We start from the raw sequence: 22,996 nt of genomic DNA on the forward strand, positions 1-22,996 counted from the left end.
GAGCGTACATCATGACTATTGCTGTGCAATTTATCGATGTTTCACGCATTTTCGGCGATGTTCGCGCCGTTGATCGGGTTTCTGTCGAAATACAGGACGGCGAGTTTTTTTCTATGCTGGGGCCATCAGGCTCGGGTAAAACCACCTGCCTGCGTCTGATCGCCGGTTTTGAACAACTGAGTTCAGGTTCAATCCGTATTCATGGGCAAGAGGCCAGCAACCTACCGCCGTATCAGCGTGATGTGAATACCGTATTTCAGGATTATGCGCTGTTCCCGCATATGTCAGTGCTGGAAAACGTAGCTTATGGCCTGATGGTCAAGGGCGTTGGCAAAACTGAACGTCTGGCCAGGGCGAAAGAGGCACTCGAGAGCGTGGCGCTGGGGTTTGCCGCTGAACGTAAACCGGCGCATCTTTCCGGTGGCCAGCGTCAGCGTGTGGCTTTGGCCCGGGCATTAGTCAACCGCCCGCGTGTACTGCTGCTGGATGAACCTCTCGGAGCGCTCGATCTGAAACTGCGTGAACAGATGCAAGGCGAGTTAAAGAAGCTGCAGCGCCAATTGGGTATCACCTTTATTTTCGTCACGCACGATCAAAGCGAAGCTCTGTCGATGTCTGACCGGGTTGCCGTTTTCAATAATGGCCGTATCGAACAGGTAGATGCGCCACGCGAGCTGTACATGCGGCCAAGAACGCCGTTTGTTGCCGAGTTTGTGGGCACTTCTAACGTGGTGCATCGCGATCTGGCTGAGCGGTTGCTGGGGCAATCGGCCATTTTCTCGATCCGCCCGGAGCATATTCGCCTGCTGGACCAAAGCCCGGCTATGCAGGGGGAAGTTCAGGTTCAGGGGACTTTGCAGGATATTCACTATCAGGGGGCGGCAACACGCTACGAAATCGCGCTGAACAGCGGCGAGAAACTGCTGGTCAGCCAGGCCAACCCACAGTGGCAGGCACAGGAACAACAGCGCCTGATTGGCCAGCCAGTCACGGCCTGCTGGGCCAGAGAGGCGATGGTACCACTGCTGGAGGAGAGGTGAGATGGATATGAGCATCGATCATCCAGTTTCATCGGGCGGGAAAATCCGTGCGCTCTCAACCTACCTGTACCGTAAACCCACGCTGTACCTGCTTTTGCTGCTGGTACCGCCGTTACTGTGGTTTGGCGCGGTGTATCTGGGATCACTGCTGACACTCTTGTGGCAAGGGTTTTACACTTTTGACGATTTCACCATGACGGTGACGCCGGATCTGACCTTTGCCAACCTGCGCGCACTGTTCAACCCGGCCAATTACGACATTATTGTGCGTACCTTGACCATGGCGGTGCTGGTCTCGCTGGCTAGCGCGGTATTGGCATTCCCGATTGCCTACTACATGGCCCGTTATACCAGTGGCAAAGTGAAAGCGTTTTTCTACATTGCAGTGATGATGCCGATGTGGGCCAGCTATATCGTTAAAGCCTATGCCTGGACGTTGCTGCTGGCGAAGGATGGCGTAGCGCAGTGGTTCTTGCAGCATATGGGGCTGGAACCTCTACTTACCGGGATCCTCAGTATTCCGGGGGTTGGTGGTAATACGCTATCCACTTCCGGGCTTGGACGCTTTCTGGTGTTTGTCTATATCTGGCTACCGTTCATGATTTTACCCATCCAGGCGGCCCTGGAGCGTTTGCCACCTTCACTACTGCACGCTTCTGCGGATCTGGGGGCGCGTCCTTCACAGACTTTCCGTTATGTAATTCTGCCGTTGGCGGTTCCGGGGATTGCCGCCGGTTCGATCTTTACCTTCTCACTGACGTTGGGTGATTTTATCGTGCCACAGCTTGTGGGGCCACCGGGGTATTTCATCGGCAGCATGGTTTATGCCCAACAGGGGGCGATTGGCAATATGCCGATGGCGGCAGCTTTTACGCTGGTGCCGATCGTGCTGATCGCGATTTATCTTTCTATTGTGAAACGTCTGGGGGCTTTCAATGCACTCTGAACGCGCACCATTAGGCCTGAAGCTGGCTGCCTGGGGTGGCTTGATTTTCCTGCATTTCCCATTGGCGATTATCGCAATCTATGCCTTTAACACCGAAGAGGCGGCGTTCAGCTTCCCGCCGCAGGGTTTTACCCTGCGTTGGTTTAGCGTGGCCGCCGGGCGGCAGGATATTATTGATGCGGTACTGCTTTCGGTGCAGATCGCCTGCCTGGCGACGGCGATTGCGTTGGTACTCGGTACCTTGGCCGCCGCTGCGCTGTATCGCCGGGATTTTTTCGGCAAGGAAAGCATTTCACTGCTGTTGCTGTTACCGATAGCGTTGCCGGGGATTGTCACCGGGATTGCGCTGCTGGCCGCCTTCAAGGCGCTGAATATTGAGCCGGGTATCATGACGATTGTTATCGGCCATGCCACCTTCTGCGTAGTGATTGTCTTCAACAACGTGATTGCTCGATTCCGCCGCACCTCCCACAGCCTGATTGAGGCTTCGATGGATCTGGGCGCCGATGGCTGGCAGACCTTCCGTTATGTGATCCTGCCTAACCTGGGGTCGGCACTGTTGGCGGGCGGAATGCTGGCGTTTGCCCTGTCATTCGATGAAATCATCGTTACTACCTTCACCGCTGGGCATGAGCGCACGTTGCCGCTGTGGTTGCTCAACCAGCTTAGTCGCCCCCGTGACGTGCCTATTACCAATGTGGTGGCACTCTCGGTCATGTTACTGACGATGATCCCCATTTTGGGCGCGTATTACCTGACCAAAGGCGGAGAGAGCGTCGCAGGCAGCGGAAAATAATACAACATGAATCAGCCCCTAGGCTCGGCGTGCCGAGGCTAGGGGCGGACCTCTATCGATTTTTTAAAAGGATCATCCTATGCAAAGCCAACTGCTGATTAATGGTCAACTGGTTTCCGGCCAAGGCGAAAAGCTGGAGGTATTTAACCCGGCGACGGGGGAAGTGATTGTGCGAGTGGCTGAAGCCAGCGCACAGCAGGTTGAAGATGCCGTACAGGCAGCCAATACGGCGTTTGAACAGTGGGGACAAACCACGCCCAAAGAGCGTGCCGAACATTTGCTGGCACTAGCAGACGTGATCGACGCGCATGCCGAAACCTTTGCCAGACTGGAATCCCTTAACTGCGGTAAGCCGTACCACTGTGTACTGAATGATGAGTTGCCCGCAGTGGCGGATGTGTTCCGCTTTTTTGCCGGTGCCAGCCGTTGCCTGAGTGGCTTGGCCGCCGGGGAGTATCTTGCCGGACATACTTCGATGATCCGCCGCGATCCGCTAGGGGTTATTGCCTCGATAGCGCCCTGGAATTACCCGTTGATGATGGCGGCATGGAAGTTGGCTCCGGCGCTGGCGGCAGGAAACTGTGTGGTTCTCAAGCCTTCGGAACAGACGCCATTGACCGCCTTCAAGCTGGCCGAACTGGCCGCCGGTATTTTCCCTGCAGGGGTGATCAACGTGCTGTTTGGTCGCGGCAAAAGCGTAGGGGATGTACTGACGGGGCACCCTTTGGTTCGCATGGTCTCGCTTACCGGCTCTATCGCTACTGGTGAGCACATCATTGCCCATACCGCTCCAGGAATTAAACGCACCCATATGGAGTTAGGGGGCAAAGCGCCGGTTTTGGTGTTTGATGATGCCGATCTGGAGCAGGTGGTAGAAGGGATCCGTACCTTCGGCTTTTATAATGCCGGGCAGGACTGCACTGCCGCCTGCCGTATTTACGCGCAAAAGGGCATTTATCCACAGTTGGTGAAAGCACTGGGTGAAGCAGTTGCCAGCCTAAAAATTGGGCCACCGGAAGACAGCAGCAGCGAACTGGGGCCATTGATCACCAAGCAGCATCTGGAACGTGTCACGGGTTTTGTTGAACGCGCCAAAGCGTTGCCCCATATACAAGTGGTCACTGGGGGAGAAAAGGTCAATGGCCCCGGCTACTATTTCCTGCCCACCTTACTGGCCGGTGCCCGTCAAGAAGATGAGATTGTTCAGCGCGAAGTTTTTGGCCCGGTAGTATCGGTAACGCAGTTTGACGATGAGGCGCAGGTCTTGGCCTGGGCCAACGCCTCGGATTATGGTCTGGCTTCCTCGCTGTGGACCCGCGACGTCGGCCGTGCTCATCGCCTGAGTGCCCGTTTGCAGTATGGCTGCACCTGGGTGAATACTCACTTTATGCTGATCAGCGAAATGCCTCACGGTGGTCAGAAGCTGTCGGGCTATGGCAAAGACATGTCAATGTATGGGCTGGAGGATTACACCGCGATCCGTCACGTGATGTTCAAACACTAACCTTCTTGATATTACAGGGTTAATCTGCACAATAGTGCGGACTTCATGCCTTAAATGCCCGATCCCGTGCATAAAACTGTAGTTTTATGCACGGGGTAGATAAAACGGAAGGAAGCTATTATGGCCATCACTCGTCGTGATTTTCTTAATGGAGTGGCGATCACCATTGCTGCAGGACTTACCCCGATGCAAGTTTTGCGGGCATCGCCACAAACTGCACATCAAACCCTTTACTACCCGCCAGCGCTAACGGGTTTACGCGGCAACCACCCCGGATCTTTCGAACATGCTCATCAATTGGGGCGCGATGGCAAAGCCTTTGACTTCGCAGGCGTACCCATTGAAGAAGAGTTTGATTTGGTGGTCGTCGGCGCAGGGATCAGCGGTTTGGCGGCAGCCTGTTTCTGGCAACAGATGAAAGGCAAGCAGCAACGTATTTTGCTGATTGATAACCATGATGATTTTGGTGGGCACGCCAAGCGAAACGAATTCAGCACCGATAAGGGCACCCTTCTCGGCTACGGTGGCAGTGAGTCATTACAGTCACCACGTTCCAACTTTAGCCCGGTCGCACTGGGGTTACTGAAAAATCTCGGGGTCAGCCTCGATGGCTTGGAACAGGCTTTTGACAAAACCTTTTATCCAGACCTGAATCTGAGCCGTGGTGTCTACTTCGACCGCAAAAATTTTGGTGTTGATAAAGTCGTTAATGGCGATCCGGGCCGGGTAGTGGCGGATGATATTCCCCGTGACCGTCTGAATGGCCGCTCCTATGAAGCCTTTATCGGTGATTTCCCGTTATCGGCAGAAGATCGTCAGGCGTTGATTGCACTGCACACGGTCGAAAAAGATTACCTGCCGGGCATGAGTCTAGAAGAGAAAGTGGCCTGGCTGGACAAGCACAGCTATAGCCAGTTCCTGCGCGAGAAAGTGGGGCTGAGTGACATGGCGATCCGCTATTTCCAACAAACAACCAACGACTTTCAGGCCGTCGGTATTGACGCCACGTCGTGCAGCGATGCGCGGATCTGCGATCTGCCGGGCCTGAACGGAATGAATTTACCGCCGCTGGATGAAGAGTCGCAGGCAGATCTTGATGATCCCTATGTCTTCCACTTTCCGGATGGCAACGCCAGCATCGCACGCTTGATGGTGCGCCACCTTATTCCGGCAGTGGCACCGGCTGGCAAAGATATGAACGACATTATTCTGGCCAGATTTGATTACAGCCAGCTTGACCGCCCTGAATCGCCAGTGAAACTTCGGCTGAACAGCACCGGTCTACATGTGGCGAATGTAGGGGATAAAGCGGAAGTTGCCTATATCATCGGGGAAAAGATAGTGAAAGTCCGTGCCGGGCAGGTAGTGATGGCCGGCTACAACATGATGATCCCCTATCTGGTACCGGAAATGTCGCATGAGCAGCAGCAAGCGTTGAAGCAGAACGTGAAAGCCCCACTGGTCTACAGCAAAGTGGTGATCGGCAACTGGCAGCCGTTCATCAAGCTCGGGGTACACGAAGTCTATTCTCCGACCGCGCCTTATAGCCGCGTGAAGCTGGATTACCCGGTGAGTATGGGGGGCTATCAGCATCCGCATGATCCGAATCAGCCGATTGGGCTGCATATGGTTTATGTTCCCACGCTGCCGGGGAGTGCTCTGAGCCCGCGTGAACAGTCACGCAAAGGACGCGCATTACTGCTGGGTACCCCATTTGACGTGCATGAACAGATGATCCGTGAACAGTTGCAAGGCATGTTGGGGGCTGCTGGCTTCGACCATCAACGGGATATTCAGGCGATCACCGTTAATCGCTGGTCACATGGCTATTCCTACTTCCTCAACGGCATGTTTGATGATGAAGATGAAGCCAAAAAGATCATCGAAACGGCGCGGCAACCAATCGGTAGGATTGCCATTGCCAACTCAGACTCAGACTGGAGCCCTTATGCTAACTCGGCGATTGACCAGGCTTGGCGCGCGGTAAACGAACTGGCTTACGGCAGGGTTTCTGCCAAGGAGGGCGTATGAGCTTACGCCCACTGTATCTGATGCTGTTGCTGGTAGCTGGTTCGGCGCATGCTATGTCTGCCGGGGAATATGTTGCCAAAGCGGGTGACTGCACCGCTTGCCATACTGCACCGGGAGGTGCGGAACTGGCCGGGGGCCTGAAGTTCCCCACTCCGTTGGGTAATATTTACGCCACCAATATCACGCCGGATAAACAGCAGGGAATTGGTGACTATAGCTTTGAAGAATTTGACCGCGCCATGCGTCAGGGCATTGCCAAGGACGGGCATCGTCTCTATCCCGCCATGCCTTACACCGCGTATGCCAAAATGAGCGAGCAGGATATGCGCGCTCTTTATGAATATCTGATGCACGAAGTTGCGCCGCAAAACACCGCCAATCGCGAAAGCGATATCAGTTGGCCGCTCTCCATGCGCTGGCCTCTGGCAGTATGGAACCAGCTCTTCCATGATGAACAGCCTTATCAATCAGACAGCGGGCAGAGTACCGAATGGAACCGAGGCGCGTACCTGGTGCAAGGGCCTGGTCATTGCGGGAGTTGCCATACGCCACGCGGTTGGGCAATGCAGGAGAAGGGTATGGACGGTAATACATCGGCTTTTCTCAGCGGTGCCGAGTTGGATGGCTGGTATGCATCAAACCTGCGTGGGCTTGCGCAGGGGGAAGTGGTTGCCTTGTTGAAGAAAGGCCGTAGTCAGCATGCGGCAGTGGCCGGGCCGATGGGCGAAGTCGTGACGCACAGCACTCAATATCTCAGCGATGCCGATCTGAACAGCATTGCACTTTACCTGCATAGCCTGACGAAAAAAACGCCGCAACTGCAGGCAGTATCAGCGATACCCGAAGCCATAATGGCCTCTGGTAAACAGACTTATGCCATGTATTGCTCTACCTGCCACGGTAATAAAGGTGAGGGGGTCGATCATGTTATTCCCGCATTGGCGGGGAATACCAGCGTCACGGCAGATAATCCGCTGACCGCATTGCGGGTAGTGCTGGAGGGAGCACATACACCGATCACTCAGCAAGCAGCAGCAACCGTTATGCCGGGCTATGGCTGGGCACTCAGCGATCAGAAAGCAGCCGATCTGATGAGCTATTTACGTGGCAGTTGGGGAAATCAGGCTACGCAGGTGACTGCTGAACAGGTGAAAGCAGCCCGGGCGCTGAAACAGCATTAACGCTTTAGGAAGCTATGCTGACGGGTGCCCATCTCAACAAAAAAGAGGGGCTCCCTATGCATTACAATTTGCCGCTTTCCCGGTCTTTCGATCTTTACAGCACTTTATGTGGGCCAAAACATTCGTAATGGATGTGTTCGGCTGCTACCCCTAACGCCAGCAACTGTTTACCTACCGACTGCATAAAGGGTACCGGGCCACACATGTAGTAATGCATCAGCGGGTTGTTCAGTGTGCTGCGCATGCTGCTGAGGTCCATCAGGCCAAGGCTGTCATAGTCGTGGCCTTTTACGTCATCAGCGTTCGGTTCACGATACCAGACGTGGCTGCGCAGGGCAGGCATACGCTCGGCGATAGCGGAAACTTCGTCGGCAAAGGCGTGTACTGCGCCGTTCTCAGCCGCATGAAGCCAATGAATTTCTGCCTGATGCTGATTTTCATGCAGAGTGTTAAGCATCCCCAACATCGGCGTCTGGCCCACGCCAGCCGAAATCAATGCCACCGGAGTGGTAGCTTCCACCTGTAGAAAGAAATCACCATGTGGTGGGGCGAGCTGAATAACATCGCCTTCTTTAGCGGTTTGATGCAGGAAGTTGGAAACCGTACCTTGCTCCTCACGTTTTACGGCAATGCGATAGTATTCCCCATTAGGTGAGGTAGTGAGTGAGTATTGACGGATCTCCTGATGCTCCAGATTACTGTCGTTAATGTAGACTGCCAGATACTGGCCCGGTTTATAGTTGGCGACCCTGCCACCATCTACTGGGGCTAATACAAAGCTGGATATCACCTCGCTCTGCGGCTGTTTTTTCACGATGCGGAATGCACGCAAATCGCGCCAACCACCATTATCTTGTTCACTTTCCTGATAAATCTGACCTTCACGTTGGATAAACACGTTTGCCAGCACTCCGTAGGCTTTTCCCCAAGCATCCAGTACCTGCTGGCCCGGGCTGAACATTTCATCCAGCGTTGCCAGCAGGTGGTGGCCAACAATCTGATACTGCTCGGGCTGGATATTGAAGCTGGCGTGCTTCTGTGCAATACGTTCTACCGCAGGGAGCAGGGCGGCCAGATTTTCCAGATTACTGGCATAGGCGCAGATGGCATCAAACAACGCTTGACGCTGATCGCCGTTGCGCTGGTTGCTCATATTGAAAATATCTTTCAATTCAGGGTTATGGGCAAACATACGTTCGTAGAAATGGGCGGTCAGTTTTGGGCCTGTTTCGGCCAGTAGAGGGATGGTGGATTTTACGGTTGCTATGGTTTGACTATCCAGCATGGTGGGGCTCCTTTGAGGGGACATATTATGTCGCTTAATAAGGCGTATTTTAAATGCATCTTATAGGGTTGTTTTAAACCTGTAAATATTCTTGCTTTTGTTACGGGTCTGTCAATCGACGGCTGTACCTGTTGAACATGAATAAACCGCATTACCACTATGAGTAAATGTCCGTTGCAACAATAGGGGTAAAAAGCCAGTAAAAGCCTTGTGCCACCTAGAGCCAATCGTTTGCGTAAAAACCTCTGTCAAGACCTATCTTCGATGGGGGGAAACGGTTTACACTGTTACCCAGAGCCCCAAAGGGTGATTTTATACCCGTCGTCTTTCAAGCAGCAGCGTTGTTACCTACACTCGCTCCCCCCTGTCACTTGGCTTTAGTCAGTTCAAGGGACGAATGAGTTGGGAACCTGGTTGCAGCTGGAAATCCATGGGTACAGTGAGCCGATTTAAGTCAGGAGATGCCGGGATGTTAAAGCGTGAAATGAACATTGCTGATTATGATGCCGAACTGTGGCATGCAATGGAGCAGGAAGTCGTGCGTCAAGAAGAGCACATTGAGCTGATTGCGTCTGAGAACTATACCAGCCCACGTGTAATGCAGGCTCAGGGTTCCCAACTGACCAATAAATACGCAGAAGGCTATCCGGGCAAACGTTATTATGGCGGTTGCGAGTATGTGGATATCGTTGAGCAACTGGCTATCGATCGTGCCAAGGAACTATTTGGTGCCGATTATGCTAACGTGCAGCCACACTCTGGCTCCCAGGCCAACTTTGCCGTTTATACCGCCTTGCTGCAGCCGGGTGACACTATTCTGGGGATGAACCTGGCACATGGTGGTCACTTGACGCATGGCTCTCCGGTAAACCTGTCGGGCAAGCTGTATAACGTGGTGCCTTACGGTATTAATGAGTCTGGGCAGATTGACTATGACGATCTGGCTAAACAGGCGCAAACCCACAAGCCTAAAATGATCATCGGTGGTTTCTCTGCTTTCTCCGGTCTGGTTGACTGGGCAAAAATGCGTGAAATTGCCGACAGCATTGGTGCTTACCTGTTCGTTGATATGGCGCACGTTGCTGGCCTTATTGCCGCAGGCGTTTATCCTAACCCGCTTCCCCATGCGCATATCGTAACCACCACCACTCACAAGACTCTGGCTGGCCCACGTGGCGGCCTGATCCTGGCCAAGGGCGGTGATGAAGATCTGTACAAGAAACTGAATTCTGCCGTATTCCCTGGTGGCCAGGGTGGCCCGCTGATGCACGTGATCGCCGGTAAAGCGGTAGCACTGAAAGAAGCGATGGAGCCAGAGTTCAAGATTTACCAGCAACAAGTAGCCAACAACGCTAAAGCGATGGTAGACGTGTTCCTGGCGCGTGGTTTCAAAGTGGTTTCTGGCGGTACTCATAACCATCTGTTCTTGCTGGATCTGGTGGATAAAAACCTGACCGGTAAAGAAGCGGATGCGGCGTTGGGGCGTGCCAACATCACCGTCAACAAGAACAGCGTGCCAAACGATCCGAAGAGCCCATTTGTGACCTCTGGCATTCGTATTGGTACTCCAGCAGTGACTCGCCGTGGCTTCAATGAGGCAGATGTGCGTGAACTGGCGGGCTGGATCTGTGACGTGCTGGATAACATCAACGACGAAGCGACTATCGAACGCACCAAGAAAAAAGTGTTGGATATTTGCGCTCGCCTACCTGTCTACGCGTAATACCTTCTTTTTGTACACTCCAAACCCGCTGCGGCGGGTTTTTTGATCGTACAGTAACTGGGGTATATATCTTAGTTGCACGTGACTGCATTCCTAGCAACTAAGATATACAGCCTAAACTGTGAACTGCTTTACACTCCCGCGCTTTAAGCTTGAATGAAGATTGCTGCCTGGTGTGAGCTCTGTCAAAGTATTGCCCTTATTCTGGAGGGAACATGGTTCTGCAATCAACGCGTTGGCTGGCTCTCAGTTATTTCACCTACTTTTTTTCGTTTGGTATCTACCTGCCGTTTTGGAGCGTCTGGCTGAAAGGTGAGGGGATTGCCCCTGAAACTATCGGTATTTTGCTCGGTGCAGGCTTGGTGATGCGCTTCCTGGGGAGCCTGATGATTGCACCTCGCGTCAAGGATCCCTCGCATTTAATCACCGCACTGCGCCTCTTGGCGCTACTCTCGTTGGCCTTTGCTATTGGGTTCTTTTTCGGTAACGGCTGGGCCTGGTTAATGCTGGTGATTGCCGGTTTCAACCTGTTCTTTTCCCCGTTAGTGCCGTTGACCGACGCCTTAGCATCCACCTGGCAACGCCAAATTACTCTGGATTATGGCCGGGTACGGCTATGGGGGTCGCTTGCTTTTGTGATTGGCTCGGCGTTGACCGGGAAGCTGGTTTCCGTTTGGGGCCATAATGCAATCTTGTTCAGCCTGTTGGCCAGTCTATTGGTGATGCTTCTTGGGATGCTGCTGAAACCCAGTGTGATGCCCCAAGGGCAGGCTAGTGTGCAGAATATCTCCAGCCGTTCCTGGCGTGAACTGCTCAGCGAGGGACCGGTCTGGCGCTTTTTGCTCTGCGTTACACTATTGCAAGGGGCGCACGCCGGGTATTACAGCTTTGCTTCTATTTATTGGCAGGAAGCGGGCTACTCTGCGTCAACCATTGGCTATCTGTGGTCACTGGGCGTAGTGGCCGAAGTGATTATCTTTGCCAGCAGCAATTTTCTGTTCCGCCGATGGAACGCCCGTAACTTGCTGTTACTGTCTGCCGTATGCGGCCTGTTGCGCTGGGGGCTGATGGCCTCTTCGACCGAGATCGGCATGTTGCTGTTAGTGCAGGTGCTGCACTGTGGCACCTTCACCGTTTGTCATCTGGCAGCGATGCGTTTTATCGCGGCGCGGCAGGGGGCTGAAGTGATCCGTCTGCAGGCTGTCTATTCTGCCCTGGCAATGGGCGGCGGGATTGCAGTGATGACCGTGTTGGCCGGTTTCCTGTTCGAACACTTGCAGGGTGGGGTATTCTGGGTAATGGCAGCAGTGGTGATACCTGTGCTGTTTGTTCTGCCACCCGCAGCCACCTCTCGCCGCTAATGGCTTTCCAACAGCGTACGCAGCATCTTGCGCTGTTGGCGCTTCAAGGGTAACTCAGCGAGTATCAGCGGCGGCTGTTGCCCGAATGGCGGCGATGCATAGGGGCTGATGACCAAGGCGATGCCGGATGGTGCACCAGCTTGCTGATAGTCACTTAATGGCAGATATTTAATATTGAGCGGTAATAGTGTGAGCTCCCGAAGTTGGTATTCTACATTTGCTTCCAACTGAGGATTATCCCACGTGAGTAACAGGATCTGTTTTTCCTGCAATGCGTTGTCTTGCATTAGCCAGGCACCGAAACTGATCGCCACCAATCCCACTTCTTCGCGCGAAAAACGGATTTGATACTCATGCTCAAAGGGAGCTAATGCCTTCTGTGTGGTTCGCATTAGGCGCGGATATTTGCGCACCACCTCTTCCAACAGTGAATTGTCTATACCGATATTAAAGTGGCAGCGCTCTACAGCGGGGGCCAGATGGGCAAACAGTTGATTGATCAACTCTTCCTGACTGCTGAAGCTCATCCCACAGATCTGCTGAAAACAGGCTACCGTTTGCTCAATAGCGCTCATCAGGCGCCGATCTTCTGGAGAACCACTGGTTTGATAGCTATGGTTTTTTAACAGGGTAAGCATTAGGGTCAGAAAGTCGCTTTCGTCGTTATTCGCAGGTAAGTCAAACAATTGGTTCAGCGTTTGCTGCAGTTTGGCCGCTACCTGTTGTTCCGGTTTACGCCGTAGCCACTGACGTTGCGTCTGATCAAAACAGGTATGGTGTTGATACCGGCTGGTCCAAACGTAGTAACACAGATAATGCAGCAAAAATTGCCGGTCACGTGGCTCAAAGTGGCGGTTAAGCTGTTGTTCACAATCGTTGATGCACAATTCAAGCGCTGAAATCTGTTGGTGCGTGAGTGATAAGGCTTGTTGATATTGCGGGGCAAAATGTTGTTCAACAAACGTTGGGCTACAGCGCAAAGTGCGGCGTAGCCACTGGAACAGGCAGAGCCGCTGGTTAAGCACACTGCCTTGAATTTGCAAGCTATCTGCGGAACTGCCGCCGATTTCCAAATGGTAGAACTGCTGGATCTCACTGGCAACCTCGGCTATATCTTGCAGGGTCACCGATTGCCCAACGCCGTTGATTTGGCTGATAGCCTCCAGATTAACCTCGGACGTCGGTGCAAACAGCATCAGCAGTAGATGGCAGCGTCGCTGTTGGCCGGAGAGCGCGGGCGCAGAAGAAGTATCCGTGCTCATATCACCTCCTGGCTGGTAATGTTTAAATTAGGCTGTAGCCCCAGCCCGAAGGGGTTGCGACGGCACCACGGGCAATTGAGGGACACAGCCTAGGCTTAAGCATAGCAAAAGGGTCTTGGATGCCCCGGTTTTTGCTTAGGCTTATAACTTTCGTCACATTTATTTCTCCCTCAAAGTTTGTTGAGGTGAGATTTATGTTACTTTATAACAATAATGAGTATGCTCTGATGAAGACGTTATGCCGCCTGGTGGCGAGTTTGCTTGTTATGTTCTGTGTGGGGGTGAGTGCCCACCCACACAGCTTTATCGATATGAACACTACGTTTGTCGCCAAGGATCAGAAATTGATGGGTTTGAAAATGGTTTGGGTTATGGATGAAATTACCTCTGCAGATCTGCTGTATGATGCGGAAAATGCTAAAAGCGATTCTGAAATCTGGAAGAAGCTGGCGGCAGAAGTAATGGCTAATGTTCTGGGGCAGCATTACTTCACTGAGATTTACCGCGATGGCAAGCCGCTGAAATACCTCAACCTGCCAACCGAATACCATCTTTCCCGTCAAGGCCATAAGGCGGTATTGGAGTTTGTGCTGCCGTTGGCGGAACCACAGCCGTTGGCAGGTGAACCTTTTGAAATCTCAACCTACGATCCTACCTATTTTGTTGACATGACCTATCGGGATAAACAGGCACTGCACCTGCCTTCTGAGATGGAGAAACAGTGCAAATTCAGCTTGATGACACCCAAGCCCGATCAGTCATTACAGGCGTATGCCTTATCGCTGGATAAGAATGATTCACCTGGGGAGGATTTGGCTTTGGGCCAACAGTTTGCACAACGAGTTACGCTGTCATGTCAGTAGTGTTCAACCAGTCCCAAGCGGCTAAGCGTCACTGGGTACTCAGCCTTTGGCCGTTACTGTTGTTTTTTATTGTGCTAGTAGCAGGTGTGCAACTGGTATGGCACTACTGGCCGCAACTCTTGATGCAGAGCGTGGTGTGGCAGAAGGGTTTACATCAGCAGATGGCGGCGCTGTTACAGCAGGTAAAAGCGGCACCTCAACAAGCCGGGCTGGCGCTGATGTTGTTTAGCCTGGGCTACGGCATATTACATGCGCTTGGTCCGGGCCACGGTAAAGTGGTGATCGCGACCTATTTGGCTACCCATCCTGCCCGGCTGAAAAGTAGCTTGAAACTGACGTTTGCAGCCTCACTGATGCAGGGGATCGTTGCTATTGCGTTGGTGACAATCGTACTGGTGGTGCTCCAGCTCTCTTCTCGCCAATTGCATCAGAGCGGATTCTGGCTGGAAAAAGGCAGCTTTATTCTGGTGATACTGCTTGGTTTGCTACTGAGTTGGCGGGCGATTAAGCGCTTGCATCTGGCGGTCAAAGCAATTCGACCTACTCCTGGATTGCGTATCAACGGCTTGCAACCTTTGGCGGCAGAGCACGTGCATAGCGCTGATTGTGGGTGCGGACATCGGCATCTACCCAGTGACAGCGAATTACAAGCCGGTAATGACTGGCGTACCAAAGCGGCTATTGTGCTGGCAATGGGGATGCGGCCTTGCTCTGGGGCGCTCCTGGTACTGTTGTTTTCCAAAGTCATCGGCGTTTTTACCTGGGGCGTACTTTCTGCACTGGCGATGGCGCTGGGAACGTCAATGACGATTTCTTCATTGGCGTTGTTGGTTCATTACAGCCGTAAACTGGCGATCCGTATCAGCCGCCAACGCGCACCGGCAGCCTGGAGCGCCGTTGCGTGGGGTTCGTTGGCGTTAGCTGGCGGGCTGATCCTGCTATTTGCTGGCGTACTGCTGTATGTCAGTGCCCAACCCGAGTTTGGCGGCGGTATCCGCCCGTTTGCTCGCTAAGTGATCTGTTGTTGGCCCCGTACGCAGTACGAGAAGATGATGATGGCTGTTAGAACTGTCTCGCTTGCCAACATGATGCCACCACCGTCGCTTAACCAGGTTCCACCGATGATCAACATATTCATCACAATGGCAAAGCCAGCCAACCAGGGGAACAGCGGCGAGCGGAACGAGATAGACTCTGCCGGATAGGTCCCTTTACTGACTTCGCGGCGGAATCGATACTGACACCAGGCAATAACCATCCAGGCCAGGCACCCCACCTGGCCGGTGCTGGCGATCAGGTAGAGATACAGAGTTTCTGGCGAAACGTACTTGGTCAATAGCGAAACCAGCGCGATCAGCGCGGTAAACAAGATCCCTTTTGCTGGAACGCCTTGTGAGCTGACATGTGAGAAAACGCCAGCAGCGAAACCATCTTTGGACATCGACCACAGCATACGCGAACTGGCATACAGCGCCGAGTTGGCCGCAGACAACGCGGCGGAAAAGATGACGATCAGCATCAGTGTTCCTGATGACGGTAGCCCGATATGGTTAAACACCCAAACAAAGGGGCTACTGCCATCGACAGGGCGTTCATAAGGGTAGACCAGTGCCAATACGACGATAGACAGGGCATAGAACAGAATAATCCTCAGGGCGATGCCCATGATCACTTTGGGTAGCACAGTCTGCGGTGAGGGGGTTTCTCCCGCCGCACTGCCAATCAGCTCTACGCCTTGGAATGAGTAGGCAACGATCGTCATACACAGGAAAATGCTCCACGGGCCGTGTGGGAACCAGCCACTCGAGGTCTTCAGTGTGGGCATACTGCCCGCCTGGCTATAGATTTGGTAAACCAGTACTGCCCCTACCAGAATAAACAGCACGATGGCAAAAACCTTTATCGCTGATAGCCAGTACTCGCATTCGCCAAATACTCGGGCTGAAAACAGATTCACTGCGACCAAGACAACAAGTATGCCCAGGCAGAAATAGTAGACAGGAATGTGCGGGAAAAACTGATGTGCGATCAGACCTGCAGCGGTAAGATCTGCCGCGAGACTCAACACCCAGCTCAACCAATATAACCAGCCGATGGTGTAACTCCAGATCGGCGAGGGGAAGAACATCAGTGCATAATGTTGAAATGACCCTGAGTGGGGAAAAGCACAAGAGAGTTCACCCAGGCAAAACATGGTCGCCATCATCACGCTGCCTGCTAGCAGATACGCAAGGACTGTACCCAGTGGCCCGACGGTATGCAAAGGCGCTGCAATACCGACAAATAGCCCTGTGCCAATGGTTCCCCCTAATGACATCATCAATAAATGACGCTTTTTCAGCGTTTGCTTCAAGTTGTTACCGAGTTCAGCTTCAGGCGTTACAGGTAAACTACTCACTCTATTTCTCCACCGGTGGGAGGCCCACCGGTTTCACATCAAAAATAAGGGTTAGCGTATGAAACGGCGCTGTACCCCACTGGTTTGGCAAGCCATCAATAGTCCGGTGTAGTCCAGTTCGAAACGAACGCGGTCACCAACTCGTAGGTGACTAGTGCAATCTTCGATATCGATAAGCGTATGATCGCTGGTCTGGCCGAGGAGGGTGATGCGGTCATCGACCGGAATACAGTTTTCTGCCGGTACATCCTGGCGGCCAAACGCGAGTAAAGCGCGGCGTCGAGTACCATTGTCAGTGAAGGATTTCGCTTGCAGAAAGGCATCCACCCCCAGTTCGCCAACCGGCACTGTCGGTTTACTGTTCAACTCTATGATTTCAGCTTCCAGTTGATACAGATCGGAACAGGCTTTGCCGACCGGTTTTGACGAGTGGTGGAACTCATCGAGATACTTCATATCCACATACTCAATGCCAAACTCATGCAGGCCACCAATGCGCAAATGGTTTAGCCCAACGGGCCACAGACCTTTGTCCAGCAAATGGTAGCTGGTGCAATTACCGGCAGAGATATGGCTGACGGAGATACCGCAATCCACCTCGATACGTTTGATAATAGCCAGGAAGTCCTCGCCATTTTTCACCGTTGGCAGCACGGTGCCATAGCAGTTGAAATTAGTGCCGATGCCATACAGCTCAACGCCTGGCAATTCGTTAATCAGCTTCACCGTTGCGAGGATCTGCTCGTAATGTTCGAACCATATCCCTTCGCGTAAATCCCCCATGTCAACCATCAGTAGAATGCGGTGGACTCGCCCCTGATTAAGGGCTTCCTTTGCCAGAGCCCGGATGATGAGTGGTTCGCTGTTCAGGCTAATATCAGCGTAACGGACAACGTCTTTCACTTCGCTCAGGCAAGGGCTACGCAGCAAACAGGTGGTACAACCGGTCGCACGGATCTTTTTCAGGTTATAGGTGCGTGATTCGGCGATCACCTCAATCCCCCCGGCCATTACTGCCTGAGCGGTTTCAATGCAGCCGTCAAAAACTTTGTTGACGGCCATCACCTCGATACCCTTTGAGGCGAGGAGGGCTTTTTCTGTTGCGGCGTTTTCAGTCAATTTTTGCAAATTGATATACAACGTTGGCATATACATATCAGTTCACCTTGCCAGTCAGCGGTTGATGATTGCGTTTTTGCGCCCGGTGGTAGATCCACTCCGCCACACCTATCGCCAGTAATGCGCCCAGGATAATTTTCCCTGCGTACTGGAAATATCCTCCCATATCGATCTGTGACGGTGGAATAAACAGCAGACAAACGGCGAATGCGATAGAGAGGAAACCCAAGGCAGGTAGCAGGATCGGCAGTACTTTTCCCGGAATTTTAAAGCTGCGTGGTGTGTCGGGTTGCGTAATCCGCAGGCGATAAAAGGCAGGGAACATCACCAGATAAGGAATGAAATAGGTGATGGTGGTCAGGGCCGTCAACATCCAATAGGCTGCGGCAACGCTGGGTGAAATAAAGGTGGAGAAACACAGCACGGTCACAATCAACGCCTGTACCACTAAAGCAAAAGCAGGGGTCTGATATTTTGGATGCAACCGCCCAATCCGTTCGCCTAGCAGGTTATCCTCGCGTGAGGCTTCTTGCAGCATATAAATCGGGCCAACCAGCCAGGAGTTAATCTGCCCCAATGCGCCAAAGAACATACAGATTGCCATCACCGGCAGTAACCAAGGCATATGCAGAGTATCGGCGGCGGAGTGCATAGCCTGCATTACCCCGGCCACAATGTCGGTTTTTCCGGCGGGTAGCAGGGTATTAAGCGCCCAGGTTCCGACCATATAGATCCCCACAATCACCAAGGCAGAAAATGCCATTGCTCTTGGAAAATCGCGCTGCGGATTGCGGGTGCGCCCTGCGATCATCGGTGCCACTTCCAGACCGGCAAAAGCAAACATCATGCTGGAAACAAACACGATGGTATCCCAATGGCTGAGATCGGGGATCCATGATGCGGGCGTCGAGTAGTCGGTCTGCATCTGATGGCCGGTTGCCAGCCAGACCACTGCCAGCAAAATCAGAATGGCTGATGGAATAAATACCCCAAGCCAGGCACTGACGCCGTTAATGATTTTGGTCCATTGCATACCGCGAATGTTCATTAGCGTTAACAGCCAGAAAATGGCTGCCGAACCGACGCCGATAAATACTTTGTTTTCTGCCAGACTGGCGCTAAACATATAGCCGAGCGCGGTAAAACCGAACTGCAGCATCAGTGGGAAAAACAGCACGCAAGAGAACAGAAAACAGACCACCACAATCCAGGCGATGCGTTTACCAAAGGCCTCTTTGATCCAGACGAAAATACCGCCATCTTTTGGCCAGCCGGTCGACAGCTCGCCGCAAACCATAGCCAGCGGAAAGAACAGGCAAAAAGCAGCGATCACCCATAGCATCATGGCTGAGGCACCATAGGGCGCAACGTTGGGGATCTGGCGAAGGCTGAGGATGGCAATGACATTCATAAAGACAATATCTTTGATCCCCAGCAGGTTTGAGTCTTGATTACTCATGATCAACTCCTGAAAGGCTCGGGGAGTGATAACACTCCCCGGCAAGGTGGTAATTAATAAATGTCGTACTTAACCATGTCTTCGTAGGTATCTTCTCGGCGTATCAAACGGTCGTTGCCGTGTTTGTCGATCATGACTACACCGGTACGTGGACGATTGTTGTAGACGGTCTGGCTTTCGATGGTATAAGCACCAGCATCAAGGAATACCACCACATCGCCAATCTGGGTGGTGTGCGGTAGCAGGAACTCTTCGCCTTTTACCCCCATGTGGAAGTAGTCACCGCCATCACACAGCGGACCGGCCAGTTTGATGTATTGGTCATGAGGTTCAGTGATGCGTGAAGCGGAGTAGACATAGAAGAACCAGTCAAAGTGCTGGCTATCGGAAAGGACGCTGTAACCGGCGTCAACAAATTTCCATTCGACGTGGCATTCGACATTGCCCTCGAGATCGTAATTGGTTTTGCGTTTTTCACAGGCCACTTCGGTGACCAACAGTGCGGCGGAACCGGTGACTTTACGCCCAGGTTCGATACAGATTTCAACATCGGTACGCCATTTGTGTACTTCACTGATCACTGCGTCGGCAAAGTCTTGCGCGGTGATCCCGGCATACATGTTGTCTTGCAGCGGATTACCGTTTTCATCGTCGTATTTGTAAGGGACGGGAATACCACCGCCAACGTTGATCAGATCGAACTTGATCCCCAGCACTTCCTCCAAACGGCGAGACTCATCGACCAATACTTTGGTTGCTTTGGCGAAGGGTTCTGATTCCGGTACCTGGTCGCCGACATGCATGTGCAAACCGCGCAGTTTCACATATGGCATGGCCAGAATGCGGCGGCAGGTTTCTTCCGCCTGTTCCAGATCGAGACCAGATTTGGCGTGATAGGCGGTCACCAGTTCGGCATGGGTAGCGGAAGGGACGTTAGGCTCGACACGTACACAGACATTGGCCACTTTCTTCAGGCGGCGCGAGATAGCATCGATATGATCGAGCTCGTACAGGCTGTCAACGTTGATCAGATACAGTTCATTATCGATAGCATATTCCAGATCCTCTGGCTTTTTTACTACCCCATTAAACACGATCTGGCTACCAGGGAAGCCTATTTCCAGGCACTTGCGTACTTCAAACTGCGAGTTGGCTTCGGCGTAGATCCCGGCATCTTTGATGGCTTTCAACACGCCCATTACTGAGCAGGTTTTGGAAGCGAAGAAGGTTTTGGTATTTGGGTGGGCGGCAAAGGCCTGCTGGATTTCGCCGATGTTGCGAATAATTTCTGCTTCAGAAAAGACATAAAAAGGCGTGCCGTATTTTTTTGCCAACTGTTCAATATTCACACCTTCAAAACACAACTTGCCATCCTGATGGGAGAAACGGCGATCCTGGCTACTGATGTTTTTACGTAGCGCGTTGTATTGGGTTGCTATTGGGTCAGTCATATAAACCTCACATTTGGAAAAGAGTTGGTGGAGAGTGTCTTTTCCATAGCAACGACCGTGCCACTTATAAATTTATTATAAATCAGTAGGTTGGTATTTTTTTCGTTTGACCGTTATTGCACATAAAGACAGGTTATGAGAAAAATGACGAAAATCCGTCATTTTAAAGAGCATTTCATGTCATATATCGATCCAGAACTACGACGTGCGCTGCGCATGTTCTCACGGTTTTTCGATCTGATTCATCAACCGTTGGCGATCATCAATCGCCATGGGGAATACGTCTACTACAACCAGGAGAGTGCCGATCTGGATGGCTACACCATTCGTCAGGCTCTCGGACGGCATATGTTGGACGTTTACCCGAAGATGAAAGAGGAGCAAAGCACCATGTTGCAGTCGTTGCAGCATGGGGTTGAATACATTGGGCATTACCAAGTGTATTACAATGCCAAAGGGCAGGCGGTGGATTATCAGCACACCACGGCCCCGCTCTATGGGAAAGATGGCAGTCTGATTGGCGTAATTGAGATTGGCCGTGATATGTCCGGCGTACGGCGGTTGCAGGAACAGGTGGTGGAGCTTAATCAGCTGCTATATAGCCAGCAAGGGCAGGAGCGCTACCAGATTATTACCGATAATCCAGAAATGAAGGCACAGATTGCCAAAGCCAAGCGCCTGGCGCTTAACAACGTGCCGGTAATGCTGGTGGGAGAAACCGGCACAGGGAAAGAACTGTTCGCCAGGCTGATACACCGTTGCAGCCAGCGAGCAGAAAAACCTTTCATCGCCCTGAACTGCGGAGCTTTACCCGCCACACTGATTGAAAGCACGCTGTTTGGTACGGTAAAGGGGGCATTTACCGGCGCTGAAAACAGTAAGGGTTATCTTGAGTTAGCGCATGGCGGGACGTTGTTCCTGGACGAACTGAATGCGATGCCAGTAGAAATGCAGAGCAAACTGTTGCGTTTTCTGCAGGATAAAACCTACTGGAGATTGGGGGGGCATCAACAACTCACTTCGGATGTGCGCATCGTTGCGGCGATGAATGAGTCACCGGGTTTGCTGATTAATCAGCAGCGTTTGCGTGCCGATCTGTTTTATCGCTTGGGAGTAGGGCTGCTGACGTTGCCGTCACTCAGTTCGAGGCCGGACGATATCGCGTTGTTGACCCGGCATTTTATCAGCAAACATCAGGCGCTGGTCAGTCACGATATTCAGGGCATCAGCGAGCGGGCGCTGAGTATCCTGCAACAGCAGAGCTGGCCGGGTAATGTGCGCATGTTGGAAAACGTGATTGTACGTAGCATGATCATGCAGGAACACGATGGACCGCTTGACGATCTGGCTTTTGATGAGGAACTTCCGGACGTTGGGGGAGGGGAGGTACTTGCGCTTCAAAAGCAGGCGGTTGAACTGCCGCATGGCGAACTGAATCAACTGGTAGAAGAGTACGAACGGCAATTGATTGTTAATGCGCTGAACCGTTCTAATGGTCGCGTGGTTGGCGCAGCTAACTACCTGCGTATTTCCCGCACCACGCTACATTATAAAATCAAGAAGTACGGTATCAGGCTAGGTGTCATGGAGTAGCAGCCACCCTTGGCGGATGGCTGTTATGCCCGTCGCCATTCAAGTCGCAGCGGTGTTGGCTAAACTTGCCGCCTATCTGCAACTTGGATGAATTGGGGTAATAAATTAACGCTTCAGCGCTTCGCTCAGTTCTTCACGCATGGTGGAAAGCAGAGATTTCACCACGCGTGGGTTACCAGCAACCACGTTGCCAGAGTTAAAGTGGTTATGCCCACCCACAAAGTCGGTAACCAGACCGCCAGACTCACGAACCAGCAGTTCGCCCGCAGCGAAATCCCAGGGCTTTAGGCCGATCTCAAAGAAACCGTCAACGCGGCCAGCGGCAACGTAAGCCAGATCCAACGCGGCAGAACCGGTGCGGCGGAAGTCAGCACATTGAGTGAACAGTTTACCTACCAGGTTGATGTAAGCCGGAGCATGCTGTTTGACTTTGAATGGGAAACCGGTAGCCAGGATGGTGCCATCCAGATCTTTGGCGTTAGTACCGCGCAGACGGTAACCGTTGAGCTGTGCACCCTGGCCACGGGTGGCGGTGAACAGTTCGTTGCGCATTGGATCGTAAACCACCGCCACTTCGGTACGGCCTTTGATGCGTACGGCGATAGAAACCGAGAAGTGTGGGAAACGTTTGATGAAGTTGGCGGTGCCATCCAGTGGATCGATCACCCATTGTACATCCTGATCTTCACCAACCAACTCACCGCATTCTTCACCAATGATGGTGTGTTTTGGGTAAGATTTACGGATGATTTCAATGATCAAGCGCTCGGCATCGCGATCGACGTTAGTGACAAAGTCGTTAGACCCTTTTTGTGTCGCTTCTACAGCGTCTGGCGTCTCGTAATTTTTGGTAATCAGGTTACCAGCCTTGCGCGCAGCGCGCACGGCGATAGTCAGCATCGGATGCATGGGTATCTTCCACAGGATGTTAAAGAACAGGAAACGGCGCGAAGTATAGCAGGTGTTCGGCAAAATACCTAATAC

At 52.5% G+C, this 22,996-nt stretch carries 18 protein-coding genes; 11 read left to right on the forward strand and 7 right to left on the reverse strand.

Annotated elements, in window-relative coordinates; all coding sequences use genetic code 11:
- The first annotated feature begins 11 nt into the window (after positions 1-11).
- From SAQUA_RS06900 to SAQUA_RS06925, 6 genes are all read left to right on the forward strand, one after another.
- Positions 12-1,040 carry an ABC transporter ATP-binding protein gene (locus SAQUA_RS06900; RefSeq protein WP_380671979.1) on the forward strand — a complete coding sequence of 343 codons (1,029 nt, stop codon included), beginning with the start codon at positions 12-14 and terminating at the stop codon, positions 1,038-1,040.
- A gap of 1 nt (position 1,041) precedes the next feature.
- A complete protein-coding gene (locus SAQUA_RS06905) occupies positions 1,042-1,986 on the forward strand; it encodes an ABC transporter permease (protein ID WP_380671981.1) in 945 nt (314 codons plus the stop codon).
- On the forward strand, positions 1,976-2,782 hold the full coding sequence (locus SAQUA_RS06910; RefSeq protein ID WP_380671983.1) for an ABC transporter permease: 807 nt from the start codon (positions 1,976-1,978) through the stop codon (positions 2,780-2,782). Before SAQUA_RS06905 ends, SAQUA_RS06910 begins: the two co-directional genes overlap by 11 nt.
- Positions 2,783-2,861: 79 nt before the next feature.
- On the forward strand, positions 2,862-4,286 hold the full coding sequence (patD, locus tag SAQUA_RS06915) for an aminobutyraldehyde dehydrogenase (RefSeq protein WP_380671985.1): 1,425 nt from the start codon (positions 2,862-2,864) through the stop codon (positions 4,284-4,286).
- A 120-nt stretch (positions 4,287-4,406) separates the two neighbouring features.
- Positions 4,407-6,317, forward strand: coding sequence for an NAD(P)-binding protein (locus SAQUA_RS06920; protein ID WP_380671987.1), 1,911 nt, complete (start codon positions 4,407-4,409; stop codon positions 6,315-6,317).
- Positions 6,314-7,498, forward strand: a complete 1,185-nt coding sequence (locus SAQUA_RS06925) for a cytochrome c (RefSeq protein WP_380671989.1) — start codon at positions 6,314-6,316, stop codon at positions 7,496-7,498. The genes SAQUA_RS06920 and SAQUA_RS06925 overlap by 4 nt, the downstream gene beginning before the upstream one ends.
- A 94-nt stretch (positions 7,499-7,592) precedes the next feature.
- Here SAQUA_RS06925 and hmpA read toward each other — a convergent pair whose 3' ends face one another.
- Positions 7,593-8,783, reverse strand: coding sequence for an NO-inducible flavohemoprotein (gene hmpA / locus SAQUA_RS06930; RefSeq protein WP_380671991.1), 1,191 nt, complete (start codon positions 8,781-8,783; stop codon positions 7,593-7,595).
- A 469-nt stretch (positions 8,784-9,252) separates the two neighbouring features.
- Here hmpA and glyA point away from each other — a divergent pair, with 469 nt between their 5' ends.
- Both glyA and SAQUA_RS06940 read left to right on the forward strand, forming a co-directional pair.
- The gene (glyA, locus tag SAQUA_RS06935) at positions 9,253-10,506 is read left to right on the forward strand and encodes a serine hydroxymethyltransferase (RefSeq protein WP_380671993.1); all 1,254 of its coding nucleotides are present in this window, start codon (positions 9,253-9,255) and stop codon (positions 10,504-10,506) included.
- Between the two features lie 215 nt (positions 10,507-10,721).
- Positions 10,722-11,867, forward strand: coding sequence for a 3-phenylpropionate MFS transporter (locus tag SAQUA_RS06940; protein WP_380671996.1), 1,146 nt, complete (start codon positions 10,722-10,724; stop codon positions 11,865-11,867).
- Here SAQUA_RS06940 and csiE read toward each other — a convergent pair.
- A complete protein-coding gene (gene csiE, locus SAQUA_RS06945) occupies positions 11,864-13,129 on the reverse strand; it encodes a stationary phase inducible protein CsiE (protein WP_380671998.1) in 1,266 nt (421 codons plus the stop codon). The genes SAQUA_RS06940 and csiE overlap by 4 nt on opposite strands.
- 227 nt (positions 13,130-13,356) lie before the next feature.
- On the opposite strand from csiE, the gene SAQUA_RS06950 reads away from it, so the two are divergent.
- Positions 13,357-13,992: a DUF1007 family protein gene (locus SAQUA_RS06950; protein ID WP_380673603.1), complete on the forward strand. Its 636-nt coding sequence runs from the start codon at positions 13,357-13,359 to the stop codon at positions 13,990-13,992.
- Positions 13,983-15,005 (forward strand): nickel/cobalt transporter, encoded by a 1,023-nt coding sequence (locus SAQUA_RS06955; protein ID WP_380672000.1) that lies wholly within the window; start codon positions 13,983-13,985, stop codon positions 15,003-15,005. Before SAQUA_RS06950 ends, SAQUA_RS06955 begins: the two co-directional genes overlap by 10 nt.
- Here SAQUA_RS06955 and SAQUA_RS06960 read toward each other — a convergent pair.
- From SAQUA_RS06960 to SAQUA_RS06975, 4 genes are read right to left on the reverse strand one after another with little or no spacing between them, the layout of a single operon-like run.
- Positions 15,002-16,390 carry an amino acid permease gene (locus SAQUA_RS06960; RefSeq protein WP_380672002.1) on the reverse strand — a complete coding sequence of 463 codons (1,389 nt, stop codon included), beginning with the start codon at positions 16,388-16,390 and terminating at the stop codon, positions 15,002-15,004. The genes SAQUA_RS06955 and SAQUA_RS06960 overlap by 4 nt on opposite strands.
- 51 nt (positions 16,391-16,441) lie before the next feature.
- Positions 16,442-17,545 carry an alanine/ornithine racemase family PLP-dependent enzyme gene (locus tag SAQUA_RS06965; protein WP_380672004.1) on the reverse strand — a complete coding sequence of 368 codons (1,104 nt, stop codon included), beginning with the start codon at positions 17,543-17,545 and terminating at the stop codon, positions 16,442-16,444.
- 1 nt (position 17,546) lies between these two features.
- Positions 17,547-18,968, reverse strand: a complete 1,422-nt coding sequence (locus SAQUA_RS06970; RefSeq protein WP_380672006.1) for an APC family permease — start codon at positions 18,966-18,968, stop codon at positions 17,547-17,549.
- A 53-nt stretch (positions 18,969-19,021) separates the two neighbouring features.
- Positions 19,022-20,419 carry a diaminopimelate decarboxylase family protein gene (locus tag SAQUA_RS06975; protein WP_380672008.1) on the reverse strand — a complete coding sequence of 466 codons (1,398 nt, stop codon included), beginning with the start codon at positions 20,417-20,419 and terminating at the stop codon, positions 19,022-19,024.
- A 177-nt stretch (positions 20,420-20,596) separates the two neighbouring features.
- On the opposite strand from SAQUA_RS06975, the gene SAQUA_RS06980 reads away from it, so the two are divergent.
- A complete protein-coding gene (locus tag SAQUA_RS06980; protein ID WP_380672010.1) occupies positions 20,597-22,012 on the forward strand; it encodes a sigma-54 interaction domain-containing protein in 1,416 nt (471 codons plus the stop codon).
- A gap of 105 nt (positions 22,013-22,117) precedes the next feature.
- Here SAQUA_RS06980 and suhB read toward each other — a convergent pair whose 3' ends face one another.
- Positions 22,118-22,921 carry an inositol-1-monophosphatase gene (gene suhB, locus SAQUA_RS06985; RefSeq protein WP_380673604.1) on the reverse strand — a complete coding sequence of 268 codons (804 nt, stop codon included), beginning with the start codon at positions 22,919-22,921 and terminating at the stop codon, positions 22,118-22,120.
- Positions 22,922-22,996 lie beyond the last annotated feature (75 nt).

The sequence above is a fragment of the Serratia aquatilis genome (genome assembly GCF_044865145.1).
Classification (GTDB): domain Bacteria; phylum Pseudomonadota; class Gammaproteobacteria; order Enterobacterales; family Enterobacteriaceae; genus Chania; species Chania aquatilis.

Bases quoted from the DNA above. Each gene is read 5' to 3' on its own strand.
- csiE (WP_380671998.1), bottom strand. From the start codon at position 13,129: ATGAGCACGGATACTTCTTCTGCGCCCGCGCTCTCCGGCCAACAGCGA.
- SAQUA_RS06920 (WP_380671987.1), top strand. From the start codon at position 4,407: ATGGCCATCACTCGTCGTGATTTTCTTAATGGAGTGGCGATCACCATT.
- SAQUA_RS06965 (WP_380672004.1), bottom strand. From the start codon at position 17,545: ATGTATATGCCAACGTTGTATATCAATTTGCAAAAATTGACTGAAAAC.
- SAQUA_RS06975 (WP_380672008.1), bottom strand. From the start codon at position 20,419: ATGACTGACCCAATAGCAACCCAATACAACGCGCTACGTAAAAACATC.
- SAQUA_RS06955 (WP_380672000.1), top strand. From the start codon at position 13,983: ATGTCAGTAGTGTTCAACCAGTCCCAAGCGGCTAAGCGTCACTGGGTA.
- SAQUA_RS06950 (WP_380673603.1), top strand. From the start codon at position 13,357: ATGAAGACGTTATGCCGCCTGGTGGCGAGTTTGCTTGTTATGTTCTGT.
- SAQUA_RS06910 (WP_380671983.1), top strand. From the start codon at position 1,976: ATGCACTCTGAACGCGCACCATTAGGCCTGAAGCTGGCTGCCTGGGGT.
- SAQUA_RS06905 (WP_380671981.1), top strand. From the start codon at position 1,042: ATGGATATGAGCATCGATCATCCAGTTTCATCGGGCGGGAAAATCCGT.
- patD (WP_380671985.1), top strand. From the start codon at position 2,862: ATGCAAAGCCAACTGCTGATTAATGGTCAACTGGTTTCCGGCCAAGGC.
- SAQUA_RS06900 (WP_380671979.1), top strand. From the start codon at position 12: ATGACTATTGCTGTGCAATTTATCGATGTTTCACGCATTTTCGGCGAT.
- hmpA (WP_380671991.1), bottom strand. From the start codon at position 8,783: ATGCTGGATAGTCAAACCATAGCAACCGTAAAATCCACCATCCCTCTA.
- suhB (WP_380673604.1), bottom strand. From the start codon at position 22,921: ATGCATCCGATGCTGACTATCGCCGTGCGCGCTGCGCGCAAGGCTGGT.
- glyA (WP_380671993.1), top strand. From the start codon at position 9,253: ATGTTAAAGCGTGAAATGAACATTGCTGATTATGATGCCGAACTGTGG.
- SAQUA_RS06980 (WP_380672010.1), top strand. From the start codon at position 20,597: ATGTCATATATCGATCCAGAACTACGACGTGCGCTGCGCATGTTCTCA.
- SAQUA_RS06970 (WP_380672006.1), bottom strand. From the start codon at position 18,968: ATGAGTAATCAAGACTCAAACCTGCTGGGGATCAAAGATATTGTCTTT.
- SAQUA_RS06940 (WP_380671996.1), top strand. From the start codon at position 10,722: ATGGTTCTGCAATCAACGCGTTGGCTGGCTCTCAGTTATTTCACCTAC.
- SAQUA_RS06925 (WP_380671989.1), top strand. From the start codon at position 6,314: ATGAGCTTACGCCCACTGTATCTGATGCTGTTGCTGGTAGCTGGTTCG.